Genomic DNA, 18,151 nt, shown 5'->3' on the forward strand with positions numbered 1-18,151 from the left:
AAAAACTTTAAAATTTTATTAGGATCCTAAGGGTGGAGTGAAGAAGAATTAGTAGTAAGGGATTGACATTCAAATGCTAAATCACCAGATTAAACAACGAATATTCTCCGAAAAATTGCTGAAAACGCCCTGTGGATAACTTTGTGCATAACTCTGTTGAAAACCACAAAAAAGCTTTTTATCTCGGTTTATCCACAAGGATAAGTTTTCGAGTTGCTAAAAAAAATAAACGCAAGTTCAGAAGGGCTGCTTGCTAAAAGTAAAGGAGCCCCTAAAGTTGAAAGAAGATGAAAACGTTATTAAAACAACGTTTTCATCTTCTTTTTTCTAGAATTTACAAAGATTTAATGTCGAACAAATAAGCATTGTGGAAAAGTTTTTTGGAAAAAATAAGAAATTTCATCCACAAAGTTTTCTGTAGAGAATTTAAAAATGCTTGTCAAGCTTTTTTTGAAAAAATGTGGATAACTTTTTAAAGACACGCTTTTTTCCATTTGCGAATTTGCGTTCGGAAACTAGTAAAAGGGGCAACGCTATTAATGTGAATCCATTTCCAAAGAGGCCATTGTGCTTTGGTGGTCGCCCAAGCCCGTTGTTGAGGTAAAAATAATTCGTCTTCGGAAAGCGAGTCAATCCAATGAAGTAATTTTTCTAAGGTGTCTTGCAACGCAATCAGCTGACTTTCTAAACTCATTTGTCCATAGGTTTGATAAAATGATTGATAGAGAGCACCCAGTTGATTCCATTTATAACCTTCAGCTGGCGTTTGAACGGTCAGGCCACGTTGTTCTTGTTCTTCCCAAGAAAGCAGCAAGTTGAGCCAGCCTAATTGATAGGCTAAGTTCTCTGAAGGTGTTTTAGCTACTGTTTCAATTCGGTGATCTTTAAGTGTTTCAGGAATTTCTGCAAATTCAGCTAAATATTTTTGTGAAGCTATTTGAATGGCCTCAATCAAGGCTTCTTTTGATTCATAGGTTCGCATTCTTCGGCTAACTTCCTTTCTTGGTAGGATCTGCTTGTTTTTCTTGAGTAATTTGAGTGACTAAACCAAAAGGATCTTTCACAATCGCATAAAATGTTGCAAATTCATTTTCAATTGGTTCTTGGATAATACAGGATTCGGGATGGCACGTGAGTTTTTCAAAAATTGTTTTGGCAGAGTGACGGCTCTCGACGGTTAAGCTGAGGGTCAATTGTTCTGTGGGCGTGGTATTCATTCCTGCAAACAAAGGATTATCAGCTAGTTGTAATTGAAAAGTGTCCATTTGTAAAATCGAGTGAGAAAGCCAGTGTTCTTCGCCAGCGGGAATTGTCAAAGAAGGATTTAAACGCTCTTTAAATTCTTGATTAGTAATTTTAAAAAGAATATCACCAGCAAAGGCTTCTTGGTAAAACGTCAAGGCTTCCGTTGCTCGTCCGTTTAAGACCATAAAAAGGGCAAATTGTGTGTTTTTCATTGTTTGAACCTCCTAAGATTGATAAGATAAGCATAACAATAAAAGGTGTCAAAAAGTGACACCGATGGAGGGAAAAATGAAAAAATCAGAACGTTTAAATCAGGAACTTTTTTTCTTGAGAACCCATCCTCAGTTTAATTTAAATCAGTTAATGAAAACTTTTGGGATTTCTAAAAGCACAGCTTTGCGGGATATTGAAGCTTTGGAAAATTTAGGCGTGCCGCTATATGTGGAGAATGGTCGTTATGGTGGCTATCGAGTTTTAAACAAACCGTTGTTGCCGCCGATTTATTTTAACGAAAATGAAGTGTTAGCAATCTTTTTTTCGTTACAATTACTGAAATTAGTCGCAGAGTCACCGTTTGGTCATTCCTATCAGCAAATTCAGCAAAAATTATTGCATTCTTTAGATGAACCAACCCAATTTAAAATCAGTCAAATGAGTAAGGTCGTCTATTACGAAGGAATTGAACAAGTAGAAGCACCAGGCAATTTAGAGCAGCTGTTTCATTGTATTTTGGCGCAACAAGTAATTCAGTTTAACTATACCAGATATGAAGCAACAACGAAAAAAATCTTACCAACCCGGTTAACTATTTTAGAAGGGTATTGGTATTGTTCAGGCTATGATGTGACTAAAAAGGCTTGGCGTACTTACCGCTGTGATTTTATGGAGGCTATTCAGCAGTTAAACCAAACACTGGATTTTACGACTGAGGAACTGAAAGAATCGTATCGCCATCAACAAACGACAGCACGTACGATTCCATTTAAAGCAATCATTACAGAAAAAGGCAAAGAATTTTTTTATAAACATCGCTTTGACAATATTCAGTTGGAAGAAACGCCCACGCAGTGTTTTTTAGTTGGACAGATTCATCCAACAGAAACACAATTTTTAGCCAACTATTTTATGGGCTTTGGTGAAGAAGTGACAATTTTAGAGCCAGTCCAAGTGAAACAAGCATATGTAGAAAGTATAATGAGGATTCAAAAAAAATATCAAGAATAGATTGTGGAACTGTGAACAATCTCATGTGTAAAAATGCACATTGGAGAAGAGAAAGAAAAACCCTTGATTTTTAAATCAAGGGTTTTTCTTTCTAAGAACGTGCTTGCCCATTTCCATAAATAACATATTTTGTCGAAGTAAGCTCTGCTAAGCCCATAGGTCCACGGGCATGTAATTTTTGCGTACTAATGCCGATTTCGGCGCCAAATCCAAATTCAAAACCGTCCGTGAAACGAGTTGAAGCATTCGCATAAACAGCGGCTGCATCCACTTGTTGTAAAAATTGTTGTGTGGCAAAGTAATTATCACTAATAATACTTTCAGAATGTTTTGTATTGTAGCGATTAATATGCTGGATGGCTTCGTCTAAAGAATCAACGACTTTCACTGCTAAGATAAAGTCGAGAAATTCCGTTTCCCAATCTTGTTCAGTCGCTGGAATGGCTTCTTCAAAAATTGCTAACGCACGTTCATCTGCCCGAAGTTCCACGTGAAACTCCTTCAAGGCTTTTTCAATTGTTGGTAAAAAGGCTTCAGCCACCTCTTGATGAATTAATAACGTTTCGGCGGCGTTACAGACAGAAGGACGTTGACATTTAGCATTGACAATAATTTCAGTTGCCATTGTTAACTGGGCGTCTTTGTCCACGTAAATATGACAATTGCCTGTGCCCGTTTCAATAACAGGAACAGTGGCTGTTGTCAAAACAGTTTTGATTAAGTTGGCGCCGCCACGCGGAATGAGGACATCCAAGTAGTCATTTAAGCGCATAAGTTGTTGGGCTGTTTCTCTAGAAGTATCATCAACAAATTGAATGAGATGGGGAGAAACGGCTTCTTGGATTAGCGCTTCTTGTAAAATTGTCACCAATATCTGATTGGAGTGAAACGCTTCTTTTCCGCCTCGAAGAATAACAGCATTTCCCGATTTGAAACAAAGGCTAGCGGCATCTGTTGTCACGTTCGGCCGCGATTCATAAATGATTCCAATAACACCTAAAGGCACGCGTTGTTGCCCAATTAACAGCCCCGCTTCATTGCGCCACATTTTATCTACTTCCCCAATTGGATCGGGTAAAGTAGCGACTTGGCGTATGCCCTCAGCCATCGCTGTGATCCGTTCTTCTGTTAAACGTAAGCGGTCTTGCATTGTTTCAGAAATCCCGTGGGTAGCGGCTTGCTCTAAATCTAATGCATTTGCTTGTAAAATGCGGGGTGCATTGGCTTCAATGGCTGCGGCCATTTTGTTTAACAAAGTATTTTTTTGACGAGTATCCATCAAGCCTAGCGTATAAGAGGCTTCTTTAGCTTGTTGCCCTAGTTGCTTTAAATCAGTCACTTTCATGCCCTCCTTTAATAAATAACGTACCGATATCTTTTCCTTCTAAAATTTCAAAGATGATTTTTGGCTGCTTTCCGTTTGCTAAAATCATCGCCTGTTGATTAGCTAACACACGTTCAGCAGCTTTTAATTTACTAGACATCCCACCAGTGCCAAAGCGGCTCCCCTTACCACCGGCTAATTGGAACAAGTCTTCATTAATTTCATTGATTTCAGAAAATAACGTGGCTTCTTTGTTGACAGTAGGGTTATCTGAAAAGAAACCATCAATATCTGATAACATAACTAACAAGTCAGCTTGAACAATTTGGCAGACAATGGCTGACAATTGATCGTTATCCCCGAACTTGGTTAAGTGATCCAATTCTTCAATTGCGACAGTATCATTTTCATTGACGATAGGAATAATATTCATTTTTAACAGTTGTTCAAAAGTATTGGTAACATTATTGCGACTTTCAGGATATTCAATAACATCACGAGTTAATAAAACTTGTGCCATTTGTTGGCTATAGGTTGAAAACCGCTGATTATAAATGTTCATTAATTCTGCTTGGCCGACTGCAGCGACTGCCTGTTGTTCGGGAATTGTCGTTGGGCGTACAGATAGATTTAATTTATTCAGTCCGACACCAATTGCGCCAGAAGAAACTAAAATAATTTCTTTGCCTTGGTTGCTTAAATCACTCAAAGTAAAGGCTAATTGATCAATTGCTTTTAAGTTAATATTGCCATTGGGATAAATCAGAGAACTGGTTCCGACTTTGATCACAATTCGTTTGGCCTGTTGGAGTTTGTTTCTCATAAGTGCCTCGTTTCTTTTTACAGTAAAATTTGACACTCATTATAACAAAATCAGCGGCTACTAGAAAGTGCTAAATAATGAATAGTAAAGAAAGTTTAATGAAAGTGTGAACTTTTTGAGGGAATCTTGGGACTTTTTGGGATTTGGTCTGTTTATTTTAAGAGAAGATGATAGACTAAAAGAAGGAAAATAAACAAAAATTCTCCTCTTTTTTGCGTAGTCTAGATTAACTGGGCTTTTAGAAATGAGAAACTTACTAAAAACAACCAGAGTATCAGAGATTATGGTAAAATAGGAGTAGTTTAGACAGTAGGGGAGAATGAATATGAAACAACGTGGTTTTGAGATTATTTCTAAGTATCAAGAAGAGGGCTTGAGTGTCCCACAACGAGCAACAAAAGGTGCCGCGGGGTATGATTTTCAAGCAGCCGAAACGGTCGTTGTACCAAGTCTTTGGAAGTTACAACAAGCTGGAGAAAATCCCAAACCAATTTTAGTTAAAACAGGAATTAAGGCGTATATGCCTGATTCTGAATATTTAGAATTGGTGAGTCGTTCTTCGAACCCGCTAAAACGGTTCCTACTTTTAGCGAATGGTGTCGGAGTCATTGACAGAGATTATTATAATAACGAGAATAACGAAGGACATATCATGTTCCAATTTTTAAACTTTGGATATGAAGATGTTGTCATTGAAAAAGGTGAACGAATTGGCCAAGGGATTTTTAAGCCGTTTTTATTAGCGGATGATGACCAAGTCGAGGCAGAAAGAACGGGCGGTTTTGGTTCGTCTGGACAAAAATAAAGCCCATTTTTTCAGTAGGCAACGTTATTCAAACCATTTAATAAATGTTAAAATAAACAACAGATAAGGAGATTCTACATGGCAAAAAAAGCAAAAGTTCAATTTGAATGTCAAAGCTGTGGGTATGTGTCTCCAAAATATCTCGGCCGCTGTCCTAATTGTGGACAATGGAATTCGATGGTGGAAGAGGTTATTCAAGATACTTCTGATCGTCGTGCTAGAGTAAGTTTGACTGGTAAAAAGACACAACCACAACGGCTATCTGAAGTCGTACCTAAAAAAGAGCCTCGTGTAAAAACTGAATTAGTGGAGCTGAATCGGGTTTTAGGTGGTGGCGTTGTTCCAGGTTCGTTAGTTTTAATCGGTGGCGATCCCGGAATAGGTAAGTCAACATTGCTCTTACAAGTATCGCAACAATTAGCAGCCACAGGTGGCACGGTTTTATATGTTTCTGGTGAAGAAAGTGCTGAGCAAATTAAATTGCGAGCGGAGCGTTTAGGCACCGTCAACGAGACATTTTACTTATACGCAGAAACAGATATGCACGAAATTTCACGAGCCATTGAAAAATTAGAACCAGACTATGTCATTATTGACTCGATTCAAACAATGACGCAGCCAGATGTTACCAGCGTTGCTGGTAGTGTCAGTCAAGTCCGAGAAACAACTGCCGAATTATTGAAACTGGCAAAAACGAATGGGATTGCCATTTTTATTGTCGGACACGTAACGAAGGAAGGGTCTATCGCAGGGCCACGGATGTTGGAACATATGGTAGACACGGTTCTTTATTTTGAAGGAGATAAGCATCACACCTTTAGAATCTTACGGGCTGTCAAAAATCGGTTTGGCTCAACGAATGAGATTGGTATTTTTGAAATGCAGACACATGGATTGGTTGAAGTTATGAATCCTTCTCAGGTCTTTTTAGAAGAACGTTTAGAAGGAGCCACCGGATCTTCGATTGTGGTAGCAATGGAAGGTTCACGCCCCATTTTGGTGGAAATCCAAGCGTTAGTTACCCCAACGATGTTTGGCAATGCCAAGCGAACGACCACCGGGTTGGACTTTAATCGCGTTTCTTTAATCATGGCGGTTTTAGAAAAACGGGCAGGCCTTTTATTACAAAACCAGGATGCGTATCTAAAAGCGGCTGGTGGAGTCAAAATTAATGAACCAGCTATTGATTTAGCGTTAGCAATCAGTATTGCTTCTAGCTATAAAGAAAAAGGAACCTCATCTTCAGAATGTTTCATTGGTGAGATTGGTTTAACTGGTGAAATCCGCCGCGTGAATAGTATTGAACAACGAGTGCGTGAAGCGCAAAAACTAGGCTTTACAAAAGTCTATGTCCCTAAAAATAACCTTGGTGGCTGGGAAGCGCCTGAAGGGATTGAAATTATTGGCGTTTCAACAATTGGTGAAACGTTAAGAAAAGTTTTTAAATAATGAAAGTAGAAATAATCCGTTTAGGTTTTTGGTGGCGTATGATTTTTGTACGCCCCACAACACTAGACGTCTTTATTAAATAAACGAGGAGGATGGCTATATGCAAAAACGAATCATCACGTTGCTGATGATCATTGCTGGTGCAAGTTTAGGAATTTCTCTTTTCCCAATGGCTTGGGAAATGGCTAAGCAAGGCAATAACAGTTGGTTAAACAATAACTTTACGAACGGATTAATCGGTGCAATTATTTTCTTTATTTTATCTTTAGGGTTAGCAAAGTATATTGTTTCCGCTGTCAAAAAAATCGAAGCAGCTTTAAATGAAATGAGTTTAACCTATTTATTATTTGGAAGTATTGGTGCCATCATTGGTTTAACAATTGGTGTCATTATTTCCATTCCAATGTACAACTTACAAATTCCTGTCGTGAATAGTTTACTGCCAATTCTAGTTATGATTATTCTGGGTTACTTAGGTTTCCGAATGGGAACAACACGGATTGAGGAGTGGAAAAAAGTTTTTACACCTCGCCAAAAGAAAGCAAATACGGAAGACACCGAAGGACAAATGTTGGAACGTAAAGTGGAAGACAACTTCCATAAATACAAAATTTTAGACACCAGTGTCATCATTGATGGCAGAATCTACGATATCGCTAAAACGGGCTTTTTAGAAGGTGTTTTGCTCATCCCTAACTTTGTTTTATATGAATTACAATACATTGCTGATTCTGGAGACAGTTTAAAACGGGTGAGAGGTCGTCGTGGCTTAGATATTTTAAATGCTTTACAAAAAGAAGAAGGTATCTCCGTTGAGATGTATGACGGAGATTTCGAGGATATTTCTGAAGTAGACAGTAAATTAATCAAATTAGCAAAATTATTAGATGGCGTGGTTGTGACCAATGACTACAACTTAAATAAAGTCTCTGAATTTCAAAATGTGCCTGTTTTAAACATTAATGCTTTAGCTAATGCTGTGAAACCAGTGGTGATTCCAGGTGAAACGATGAATGTGATGGTTGTAAAAGCCGGAACAGAGCGTCAACAAGGGGTCGCTTACTTAGATGATGGCACAATGGTTGTGGTAGAAGATGGCCAGCATTACATGAATGAGCAAATCGAAGTGGTCGTCACAAGTGCTTTACAAACCGCAGCTGGGCGTATGATTTTTGCCAAACCGGCGCACGCGGGTCGCGGGATTAATGATCGCAAGGATAACCATCCTAAAAACGATAAAAATTAAGCAAAGTGAGGACTTAGTATGATTCGAATCGGTCAAGGTTTTGATGTTCATCAATTAGTTCCGCAACGACCTTTAATTATTGGTGGGGTTACTCTTCCTTATGAAAAAGGTCTGTTAGGTCACTCAGATGCCGATGTTTTAACACATGCAATTATTGATGCAATCCTTGGTGCCGCTGGTCTGGGTGATATTGGGCAACTGTTTCCCGAAACCGATCCACAGTTCAAAAATGCGAATTCTGTAAACTTATTAAAAAAAGTAAATGAAAAAGTTGGGCGGTCGGGCTTTACTATTGGCAATATTGATTGTACAATTTTAGCGGAAGAGCCAAAGATGAGCCCATACTTGGCAGAGATGAAAAAGAATCTAGCCGCGAGTTGCCACTTAGCGGTCACACAAGTGAACATTAAGGCAACGACCATGGAAGCGATGGGCTTTGTTGGTAAAAAAGAAGGAATCGGCGCAATTGCCGTTGCTTTATTGGAAAAATAACTGAAAACGACGTTAAACCGTCTGTTTTTAAAAAATGGAAAGAGGAATGAACATGACGAAAGTTCGTGTGCGTTACGCACCAAGTCCAACTGGACACTTGCATATTGGGAATGCAAGAACAGCATTATTTAACTACTTATTTGCCCGCCACAATGACGGAGAATTTATCATTCGTATCGAGGATACCGACCAAAAACGGAACATCGAAGACGGCGAGAAAAGTCAGTTGGAAAACTTAGCATGGTTAGGGATGGAATGGGATGAATCACCTGCTCATCCGGGAGAATATGGTCCATATCGTCAATCAGAACGTAAAGAAATTTACCAACCATTGATTGATCAATTATTAAGCAGCAATCGTGCGTATAAGTGTTATTGTACGCCAGAAGAATTAGAAGCAGAACGTGAAGCACAACAAGCTCGTGGGGAAATGCCTCACTACGCAGGCACTTGTGCGAATTTAACACCTTCTGAACAAGCAGCCAAAGAAGCGGCTGGTCTAGAACCAGTGATTCGTTTCCGTGTGCCACGTAACACAGAATACAAATTTGATGACATCGTGAAAGGTGAAATTACTTTTGAGTCAGATAACATTGGTGGCGATTTTGTCATCCAAAAACGCGATGGGATGCCAACGTATAACTTTGCCGTTGCAGTAGATGATCACTTAATGAAAATTTCTCATGTTTTACGTGGCGATGATCACATTGCGAACACACCAAAACAATTAATGATTTACGAAGCGTTTGAATGGACACCACCTGTCTTTGGCCATATGACCTTAATCATTAATTCAGAAACTGGCAAAAAATTGAGCAAACGTGATGAAACAATTTTACAATTTATTGAACAATACCGTGAATTAGGTTACTTACCAGAAGCCATGTTCAACTTTATTGCTTTACTAGGATGGTCTCCTGTTGGCGAAGAAGAAATCTTCTCACAAGAAGACTTGATTAAATTGTTTGATGAACAACGCTTAAGCAAGTCACCAGCGGCCTTTGATGCGAAAAAATTAGAATGGATTAACAATCAATACATGAAACAAATGGACTTAGGTGAACTAACAGATATGTGTATTCCTTATTTAGTCGCTGACGGTCGTGTTGAAGAAAATCCATCTCCTGAAAAAATCGAATGGTTAAAACAATTAGTTAGCTTGTATCAACCACAAATGAGTTATGCAGCTGAAATTGTGGAACTATCAAACTTGTTCTTTAATGAACATCCAGTTTTAGATGATGCTGCGAAAGAATTCTTGCAAGGAGAAACAGTGCCAACTGTGTTACATGCGTTTAAAGAACAATTAGAAGCCTTGGACGTTTTCGATGTCCCAAGTATTAAAGCAGCGATTAAAGCCGTCCAAAAAGAAACCGGCGTTAAAGGCAAAAACTTGTTTATGCCAATTCGAATTGCTGTTTCTGGACAAATGCATGGTCCTGAATTAGGCGAAACCATCGAATTATTAGGCAAAGAAAAAGCATTAGATCATTTAAATAAAGTGTTATAAAAACACAAAGAATAGAAGAAGTAGACAATCAGATGGATTTCAGAGACGCTGTGGGTGGTGAGAACAGCGAGCATCTTTTGTCGAAATGCATCTATGAGTGGCTTTGGTGAAAAAAGTAACCGAAGACGTCGGCAGGCGTTAACTGTATCGAGGCAAGAGCTAGTTCTTGTGAAGAAAAGTGGAACCACGCATGGGCGTCTTTTAAGCAACGTTTTTTTGTTGCTTAAAAGACGTTTTTTATTTTTGTATAATAGAAAGGAGTTCACCCTATGAGTTGGTTGAAACGTAGCGTCGCAGCTGTTAAAAGAAACGATCCTGCAGCGCGGACCACACTAGAAGTTCTTTTAACGTATCCTGGCTTGCACGCCCTGTTTTGGCATCGCTTGTCTCATTTCTTATATAGGCATCAGTTGTTTTTGTTGGCGAAGATTCATGCACAATTTTGGCGTTTCATAACGGGCGTAGAAATTCATCCCGGAGCCACAATTGGAGCGGGAGTTTTTATCGATCACGGCATGGGCATTGTGATTGGGGAAACCGCGGAAATAGAAGAAGATGTTGTTTTGTTTCACGGAGTGACGTTAGGTGGGACCGGTCGTGATACGGGTAAACGCCATCCAACAGTGAAAAAAGGAGCGATGATTTCGGCACGAGCTCAAATTTTAGGGCCAGTTGTGATTGGTGAACGTTCAAAAATTGGTGCGGGTGCTGTTGTTATTTCAGACATCCCAGCAGATGCCACAGCTGTGGGTGTTCCTGCGAAAGTCGTTCGTCTAAATGGAAGAAAGGTGGAAAAAGGACATGATTAAAATTTATAATACATTGACCAGAGAAAAAGAAGTATTTACGCCAATTGAGGCGCATAAAGTTCGGATGTATGTCTGCGGACCAACCGTGTATAACTATATCCATATCGGTAATGCGCGCAGTGCGATCGCCTTTGATACAATTCGTCGTTATTTTGAATATCGTGGGTATGAAGTGAATTATGTCTCGAATTTTACAGATGTCGATGATAAAATTATCAAGGCAGCCAAAGAATTGAAAATTACTGCGCCGGAAGTGGCGGATCGTTTTATCAAAGCCTTTGAAGAAGACACGCAAGCATTGAATGTTCAACCAGCAACGTTACATCCTCGGGTGATGGACCACATGCCTGATATCTTAGCTTTCATCGAAGTTTTAATTGAAAAAGGTTTTGCTTATGAGGTCGCAGGTGATGTGTATTATCGCACCCGTAAATTCCCTAATTATGGTAAATTAAGCCATCAATCGATTGATGAATTAGAAGTGGGGGCAAGTCAACGAACTGGCGTTGAACAACAATTAAAAGAAGACCCATTGGATTTTGCTCTTTGGAAAAGTGCCAAAGAAGATGAAATTTCTTGGGATTCTCCTTGGGGGAAAGGACGTCCCGGCTGGCATATTGAATGCTCTGTCATGGCGACAAAACACTTGGGAGAGACGATTGATATTCACGGTGGTGGACAAGATTTAGAATTTCCACATCATGAGAATGAAATTGCACAGAGCGAAGCCAAAACAGGCCATACCTTTGCCAATTACTGGATGCATAACGGCTATGTCACAATTGGTGAAGACGATGAAAAAATGAGCAAATCCCTAGGTAACTTCATTACTGTTCATGAAATGATTCAAAAAGTGGATCCGCAAATTTTACGTTTCTTTATGTCCACCACCCAGTACCGTCGCCCGATTCGTTATAGCGAAAGCACTCTAAAAGAGGCAGCAGCCAATTATCAAAAATTGAAAAATGCGTTTGAAAATTTACGTTTTAGACAAGCAGATGCGGTCGCAAGTTTGCCAGAGGATGAACACTATTTGGCTCAATTAAACGAATTAGAACAACGTTTTATTACGGAAATGGACGATGATTTCAATGCAGCTAACGGGATTACGGTCGTTTATGAATTAGCGAAGATGATGAATCAGTACAGTGAACACGCGACAGTTTCGGAACCAGTTCTAGTGGCGATGGATAAGCTTTTCAGTGGCTGGTTAGCTATTTTTGGTTTATTCTTTAAAAACGAAGAATTAGTGGACGCACAAGTCGATGCGTTAATTGAAGAACGGAACCAAGCACGGAAAGACCGTGATTTTGCCCGAAGTGATGAAATCCGCGATTTATTAAAAGAACAAGGCATTGTTTTAGAAGATACTCCGCAAGGAACGAGATGGAGAAGAAGTGAATGAGAGATTACAAACAATTAAACGGTTTAGCTTTGGCCTATGTTGGCGATGCGATTTATGAAATTTACATTCGTGATTATTTAGTTTCCTTGGGACAAACGAAACCGAATGTTTTGCATCGCATGGCGACACATTACGTGTCAGCAAAAGCCCAAGCAAGCTTAATGCAAGCGATGTTAGCGGGAGAAATGCTAACGGAGGAAGAAGAAGTGATGTACAAACGCGGTCGGAATGCTAAAAGTCACACCTTTGCCAAAAATGCTGATGTGACGACCTATCGGGTAGCGACCGGTTTCGAATCCTTGATGGGTTATTTACATTTGACACAACAAAAAGAACGTTTAGAAGAATTAATTAACTGGTGTATCAAGAAAGTAGGTGAAACCAATGAAAAATGAAAAATCTCGTCCTTTTAAAAAAGGTAAGAAACGTCCAGAACGTTCAGATAAGCGTTCAAAAGAACGGAACCCACGACCAGCGACAGCAGGTGCTGATGGAACCTCAGAAGAGCTAGCAGATAACTTTGTCTTTGGTTTCCATGCCACTGTTGAGGCGTTGCAGCAAGGACGCGGGAATAAATTGTTTTTACAAGAAGATGCTCGTGGCGAGAAAATTGAGCAATTAAAACAAGCAGCGAAAGAACAGGCTGTTCCAGTCAAATGGGTGCCTAAAGCAAAATTAGATACGATGAGTGATCACGGCGTGCATCAAGGCATGGTTTTAGCAATCACGGCGTATCAATATTTAACTTTAGAAGAATTATTGGAACAAACAAAAGAAAAGACAGAAACACCATTCTTCCTAATTTTAGACAGTCTAGAGGACCCACATAACTTTGGCTCAATTTTGCGAACTGCTGATGCGACAGGCGTGGACGGTATTATCATTCCGAAACATCGTGCAGTGGGAATTACACCAACCGTAACCAAAGCATCAACAGGGGCCGTGGAACATATTCCAGTGGCTCGTGTAACGAATCTAGCGCAAAGTATTGCAACGCTAAAAGAGAATCAATTTTGGATTTTTGGTACAGATATGTCTGGGACGGATTATCGTCGCTGGAATACACAAGGCGCAATTGCCTTAATCATCGGAAATGAAGGCCGTGGCATGAGTCAAGGTCTTCATAAAGAAGTGGATGAATTATTAACGATTCCAATGACTGGACACGTTCAAAGCTTAAACGCTGGTGTGGCTGCAGGCTTGCTAATGTATGAAGTCTATCGTGGCCGCAACCCATTATAGAAGCAGGCGATTGTATGAAAAAACAATTGTTAATCGTTGATGGCTATAATATGATTGGTGCTTGGCCAGAATTGGTCCAGTTGAAAAAGCAAGAGCGTTTAGAGGATGCGCGTGAACTGCTTCTTAGTCGTCTGTCCAATTATGCCAAATATGAAGGGTTGGAAATCATTGTGGTCTTTGATGCCCAATTAGTCCCAGGTATTCAGCAAACGTACAAAAAGTACCTTTTGACCGTGGTTTTCACCAAAGAAGATGAAACAGCAGATAGTTATATTGAACGTCTAGCTGGTGAAAAAAATGATCGTTTAACGCAAGTAACAGTCGCAACGAGTGATTTGGCTGAACAATGGGTGGTCTTTTCACAAGGTGCATTGCGGACTTCGGCCAATGAACTTTACAAAGCTGTCCAGAAAACAGAAAAGACGATTGCCATTCATGCAACGGATATCCATTTCCAGCAATTTCGTCGAAATTCTCCATGGAACGTGGAGCAGTTATCAAAACTTTCTGAGAAGCTAGAAGAATTGTCTCAAAAAAAAGATTAAACAAATGTTCGCTTAAGTCATAAATTTCTAACATGCTATGCTCTCCTAAATCATTCGATACGTTTATCGAAAAGGAGGGCTTTTTATGTTAGAACAGATTCAACAAGCATTAGCAGGAGACCAAGAACAATTTCAAGCCTTATATGGGCAATATCAGCCAGTGATTTATAAGTGCATGAAAAAATACTATTTAAAAGATTATGATACTGAAGACTGGCTTCAAGAAGGACGAATTGTCTTCTTTCGGACGTTAGAACGATTTGATTCAGAAAAACAAGCATCATTAGGAAAGTTTTTTAAACGAAATTTTGAAAATCACGTACATAGCTTAATTCGCCATCAATGCGCCTATAAGCGGCGAACAGATACCTTGTCTATTTCTCTGGAACAACGATTAGAAAGCGCTGGTGAAGAGTTAGTGGACTATTTAGGGACAGCGGCTACCGACCCATTAGGTCAATTAATGATTCAAGAAAAATTGGCAGCTTTTCCGACACGTCTTTCCTCGTTGGAACAACAAATTTTAAACGCATACTTAAAAGGCTACACGTTAGAAGAAATCGCTAAAGTGCGTGGGGGAACTTTTTCAGCTGTCCGAAGTGCCTATGATCGTGCCAAAGCAAAAATGAAATATACATTAGAAAATGAATAAAAATTCGACAAAACAGCCGGTTTGTCGAGCAAAAGTAGTTGCAAACAGACTTCTAGTATGATAAACTTGAAATTTTTTAAAAAAAGTGATATAATGTTTCTCGAGGTGAATGCAATGCCAACAACGTTATCGTCAATTAAGAAAGATTTGGAAGGCCGTATCGGCAGTGAAATTATGTTAGTTGCTCAGACTGGAAGAAAGCGCCAAACAGAACGTAAAGGAATCTTAACGGAGACTTATCCATCTGTTTTTGTTGTTGACTTGGATCCAGACGAGAACTCATTTGAACGTGTATCTTATAGCTATTCAGATGTTTTAACACGCACCGTTGAAATCGAATTCATCGGTCAAGCCGTATAATTTAGAAAGTCCGCTTAGGAGTGAAGGAAGAGCCCTTCGTTCCTAAGCTCTTTTTAATTTCAGCCATCTGTCGTCAGAGAAAGAGCAATCTTCGGTGTACTTCTTCATGGACATATGATAGAATCTAAAAGATTAAAATGTTGGTAGACAAAAGATTAAGGAAGGTGAATCAGGGAACCGATGGAAATAATCGAACGAGCTCCTGCGAAAATTAATCTTGGGTTAGATGTTCTGCATAAACGTGTGGATGGCTATCATGAAGTTGAATCTATTTTTGCAAGTGTAGATTTAGCCGATCATTTAACTTTTGAAAATCTAGAAGAAGACATCATTCGTATTGAAACGGACAGCTCTTTTTTACCCGTGGATCGACGGAATCATGTCTATCAAGCAGTTGACTTATTAAAGCGTACCTATAATATTCATAAAGGAATTAAAATATATATTGAAAAACGTATCCCCGTGGCAGCTGGTTTAGCAGGGGGTAGCAGTGACTGTGCCGCAGCATTACGAGGCTTGAACAAACTGTGGAATCTGGGGTTGACGATGGACGAACTCTGTGAAATTGGTAGCCAAATTGGTATGGATGTTCCTTATTGTTTAAGGGGTGGAACAGCCTTTGCAAACGGACGTGGGGAGAAAATTGAAGCATTACCGACCATGCCTCAATGTTGGATTGTGTTAGTTAAACCAAGAATTAGTGTATCCACTAGTACCGTTTTTAATGATTTAGCGGTAGATGAATTGCACCATCCAGATATTGCTGGACTAAGAATAGCTATTGAAAATGGTGATTATACTGGGATGACCCAAACGGTTGGCAATGCGTTGGAAAGTGTCACGATTGCCAGACATCCAATCGTGCAACAAATCAAGGATCGCATGCTGAAGTACGGCGCTGATGCAGCGTTGATGAGCGGCAGTGGACCGACAGTCTTTGCTTTATGTGAAAAGAAAACACGAGCACAACGGATTTATAATGGACTTAAAGGCTTTTGCGAAGAAGTTTATTTGGTTCGGACATTGAAATAAATAAAAACAACAGAGCGTGGAGCAAAAACCCAAAGTGATTTTTGTCCCACGCTCTGTTGTTTTTTTAAATTTATTCCTTGACGTCCCGTGATCCATTTGGTACATTATTCCTGGCAAATCGTAAATATTACGGTTTATAATAGGTAAATCGAAAAGAGGACAGAACATGACGAAAATCTACCGCCGTTTGATAATCGGCGTTACTTTAGCAATCAGTGCTTTTCTTTTAGCTAGCTGTGGGCAAACCACACAATCGCCAAAAGAGAAGAAAGAGCTCACGGTAATGACTACTTTTTATCCGATGTACGACTTCACAAAACAAGTCGTTGGTGATGAGGGAGAGGTTGAGCTGTTGATTCCAGCTGGAACGGAACCACACGATTATGAACCAAGCGCAAAAGACTTAGCGAAAATTACTGATGCGGATGTCTTTGTTTATAATAGTAAAGAGCTAGAAACTTGGGTTCCGAATGTTATTGAAAACTTGGACACGAAAAAAGTTTCAATCGTGGAAGCCAGTCAATCCATTCAATTGATGCAAGGAACAGAAGAGGAAGAATCTGGCGAAGAAGGTCATGAAGGCCATAACCATTCCCACGAACTGGATCCGCATGTCTGGTTAGATCCCGTGTTAGCGCAAAAAGAAGTAACAGCGATTCGGGATGCGCTTATCAAAAAATATCCTGAGAAAAAAGCCGTATTTGAAAAAAATACCGTTGCTTATTTGGAAAAATTGACTGCGTTAGATAAGGAATACCAAGCTGCGTTTGCAGGCGCTAAAAATCGGACCTTTGTGACGCAACATGCTGCATTTGGCTATTTGGCGAAACAATATGGCTTGACCCAAGAACCGATTGCTGGGATTTCTCCAGACCAAGAACCTTCGCCAAGTCGTTTAGCCGAATTAAAAAAATATATTAAAACAAACAATGTTTCTGTGATCTATTTTGAAGCATCGGCTTCTACAAAAGTAGCCAAAACATTGGCAGACGAGACAGGCGTCGAATTAGCCGTATTGAATCCTTTAGAGAGTTTAACTCAAAAAGAACAAGAAGCAGGCGAGAACTACGTGTCTGTCATGAAAGAAAACCTCGCTGCTTTACAAAAAAGCATTCATTAATCTGGCAACAGAAAGGAGCCAACTTATGCATTATATTGAAGTCGAAAATTTAACCTTCTATTATGATGATGAACCTGTTTTAGAAGATGTTTCTTATTATGTTGATCCAGGGGAATTCGTTATTTTAACAGGAGAAAATGGCGCTGCCAAGTCAACGCTGATCAAAAGTACCTTAGGGTTATTAAAACCAACAAGTGGCAAAATTACGGTCGCTAAAAAAAATAGTGCTGGTGAAAAAATCAGTATTGGCTACATTCCACAACAAGTCGCTTCTTTCAATGCGGGCTTTCCTAGCACCGTCATTGAATTAGTACGTTCAGGTCGCTTTCCCAGAAATCGTTGGTTCAAACCGTTGACGAAAAAAGATCATCTTCATGTGGAAAAAGCTTTGAAATCAGTGGACATGTGGGAAATGCGCCACAAACGAATTGGCGAGCTTTCTGGAGGGCAAAAGCAACGAATTAGTTTAGCACGAGTGTTTGCGACCGATCCAGATTTATTTATTTTAGATGAGCCAACAACAGGTATGGATGAACAATCGCGAAACGAATTTTATCAATTGTTGCAACACAGTGCGCATGAACATGGAAAAGCTATTTTGATGATTACGCATGATCATGAAGATATCAAAACCTATGTGGATCGTCAAATTCGTCTTGTCCGCAAAGAAGATTCGAAATGGCGTTGTTTCCATATGAGTGAAGAATCGTATACGTAAATTTTCCAATAAAACGTTATCTGGCTCGATCATAACGAAAGCCTAGGAACGGCTTAAAGAAATGTGGGAAAAATTTAAAAAATAAGCAGGAATTAAAAAAATAATTCGCTTAAACGTCGCTACAATGGTAGTGTTCATTTTAGCGGTAAG

General features: G+C 39.5%; 20 protein-coding genes and 1 other annotated feature. Of the genes, 16 read left to right on the top strand and 4 right to left on the bottom strand.

The genetic code is table 11. The annotated features are described in order from the left end of the window. Positions 1-472: 472 nt before the first annotated feature. Positions 473-982, bottom strand: coding sequence for a ClbS/DfsB family four-helix bundle protein (locus IGL56_RS00150; protein WP_002356044.1), 510 nt, complete (start codon positions 980-982; stop codon positions 473-475). A 7-nt stretch (positions 983-989) separates the two neighbouring features. Beyond that, positions 990-1,457, bottom strand: a complete 468-nt coding sequence (locus IGL56_RS00155; RefSeq protein WP_002381334.1) for a VOC family protein — start codon at positions 1,455-1,457, stop codon at positions 990-992. Between the two features lie 64 nt (positions 1,458-1,521). Between IGL56_RS00155 and IGL56_RS00160 the strand changes: the two genes are divergently transcribed. Continuing rightward, positions 1,522-2,469 (top strand): helix-turn-helix transcriptional regulator, encoded by a 948-nt coding sequence (locus IGL56_RS00160; RefSeq protein ID WP_002385468.1) that lies wholly within the window; start codon positions 1,522-1,524, stop codon positions 2,467-2,469. A gap of 91 nt (positions 2,470-2,560) precedes the next feature. On the opposite strand, the gene IGL56_RS00165 is transcribed toward IGL56_RS00160, so the two are convergent. After that, positions 2,561-3,814, bottom strand: a complete 1,254-nt coding sequence (locus tag IGL56_RS00165) for a glutamate-5-semialdehyde dehydrogenase (protein WP_002385467.1) — start codon at positions 3,812-3,814, stop codon at positions 2,561-2,563. Next, a complete protein-coding gene (gene proB / locus IGL56_RS00170; protein WP_002389550.1) occupies positions 3,801-4,616 on the bottom strand; it encodes a glutamate 5-kinase in 816 nt (271 codons plus the stop codon). The genes IGL56_RS00165 and proB overlap by 14 nt, the downstream gene beginning before the upstream one ends. A 319-nt stretch (positions 4,617-4,935) precedes the next feature. On the opposite strand from proB, the gene IGL56_RS00175 reads away from it, so the two are divergent. The 15 genes from IGL56_RS00175 to IGL56_RS00245 all read left to right on the top strand — a co-directional run bounded on the left by IGL56_RS00175 (position 4,936) and on the right by IGL56_RS00245 (position 18,001). Continuing rightward, entirely contained in the window at positions 4,936-5,421 is a 486-nt protein-coding gene (locus IGL56_RS00175) for a dUTP diphosphatase (RefSeq protein ID WP_002356049.1), read from the top strand. A gap of 78 nt (positions 5,422-5,499) precedes the next feature. Continuing rightward, positions 5,500-6,870 carry a DNA repair protein RadA gene (gene radA / locus IGL56_RS00180; protein ID WP_002356050.1) on the top strand — a complete coding sequence of 457 codons (1,371 nt, stop codon included), beginning with the start codon at positions 5,500-5,502 and terminating at the stop codon, positions 6,868-6,870. Between the two features lie 100 nt (positions 6,871-6,970). Continuing rightward, complete coding sequence (locus IGL56_RS00185) at positions 6,971-8,116, top strand: PIN/TRAM domain-containing protein (RefSeq protein WP_002368622.1); 1,146 nt, start codon at positions 6,971-6,973, stop codon at positions 8,114-8,116. A gap of 18 nt (positions 8,117-8,134) precedes the next feature. After that, a complete protein-coding gene (gene ispF / locus IGL56_RS00190; RefSeq protein WP_002356052.1) occupies positions 8,135-8,608 on the top strand; it encodes a 2-C-methyl-D-erythritol 2,4-cyclodiphosphate synthase in 474 nt (157 codons plus the stop codon). A 52-nt stretch (positions 8,609-8,660) separates the two neighbouring features. Continuing rightward, positions 8,661-10,118, top strand: a complete 1,458-nt coding sequence (gene gltX, locus IGL56_RS00195) for a glutamate--tRNA ligase (RefSeq protein WP_002381335.1) — start codon at positions 8,661-8,663, stop codon at positions 10,116-10,118. Further along, positions 10,117-10,323: a binding site (T-box leader), on the top strand. It overlaps the preceding gene by 2 nt. 64 nt (positions 10,324-10,387) lie before the next feature. Further along, entirely contained in the window at positions 10,388-10,927 is a 540-nt protein-coding gene (gene epsC, locus IGL56_RS00200; protein WP_002356054.1) for a serine O-acetyltransferase EpsC, read from the top strand. Continuing rightward, positions 10,920-12,332 carry a cysteine--tRNA ligase gene (gene cysS, locus IGL56_RS00205; RefSeq protein ID WP_065813932.1) on the top strand — a complete coding sequence of 471 codons (1,413 nt, stop codon included), beginning with the start codon at positions 10,920-10,922 and terminating at the stop codon, positions 12,330-12,332. Before epsC ends, cysS begins: the two co-directional genes overlap by 8 nt. Beyond that, the gene (locus tag IGL56_RS00210; RefSeq protein ID WP_002356056.1) at positions 12,329-12,727 is read left to right on the top strand and encodes a Mini-ribonuclease 3; all 399 of its coding nucleotides are present in this window, start codon (positions 12,329-12,331) and stop codon (positions 12,725-12,727) included. Before cysS ends, IGL56_RS00210 begins: the two co-directional genes overlap by 4 nt. Beyond that, entirely contained in the window at positions 12,717-13,574 is an 858-nt protein-coding gene (gene rlmB, locus IGL56_RS00215) for a 23S rRNA (guanosine(2251)-2'-O)-methyltransferase RlmB (protein ID WP_002356057.1), read from the top strand. Before IGL56_RS00210 ends, rlmB begins: the two co-directional genes overlap by 11 nt. A 14-nt stretch (positions 13,575-13,588) precedes the next feature. Beyond that, positions 13,589-14,119 carry an NYN domain-containing protein gene (locus IGL56_RS00220; protein ID WP_002356058.1) on the top strand — a complete coding sequence of 177 codons (531 nt, stop codon included), beginning with the start codon at positions 13,589-13,591 and terminating at the stop codon, positions 14,117-14,119. A gap of 85 nt (positions 14,120-14,204) precedes the next feature. Further along, on the top strand, positions 14,205-14,771 hold the full coding sequence (locus tag IGL56_RS00225; RefSeq protein WP_002356059.1) for a sigma-70 family RNA polymerase sigma factor: 567 nt from the start codon (positions 14,205-14,207) through the stop codon (positions 14,769-14,771). Positions 14,772-14,828: 57 nt separating this feature from the next. Next, positions 14,829-15,131, top strand: a complete 303-nt coding sequence (locus tag IGL56_RS00230) for a Veg family protein (RefSeq protein WP_002383497.1) — start codon at positions 14,829-14,831, stop codon at positions 15,129-15,131. A 180-nt stretch (positions 15,132-15,311) separates the two neighbouring features. Then, positions 15,312-16,163 (top strand): 4-(cytidine 5'-diphospho)-2-C-methyl-D-erythritol kinase, encoded by an 852-nt coding sequence (gene ispE / locus IGL56_RS00235; protein WP_002356061.1) that lies wholly within the window; start codon positions 15,312-15,314, stop codon positions 16,161-16,163. 166 nt (positions 16,164-16,329) lie between these two features. Beyond that, positions 16,330-17,283, top strand: a complete 954-nt coding sequence (locus IGL56_RS00240) for a metal ABC transporter substrate-binding protein (protein WP_002385462.1) — start codon at positions 16,330-16,332, stop codon at positions 17,281-17,283. A gap of 25 nt (positions 17,284-17,308) precedes the next feature. Beyond that, a complete protein-coding gene (locus IGL56_RS00245; RefSeq protein ID WP_002356064.1) occupies positions 17,309-18,001 on the top strand; it encodes a metal ABC transporter ATP-binding protein in 693 nt (230 codons plus the stop codon). Positions 18,002-18,151: the final 150 nt, after the last annotated feature.

The sequence above is a fragment of the Enterococcus sp. DIV1316a genome (genome assembly GCF_050536915.1).
Taxonomy (GTDB): domain Bacteria; phylum Bacillota; class Bacilli; order Lactobacillales; family Enterococcaceae; genus Enterococcus; species Enterococcus faecalis.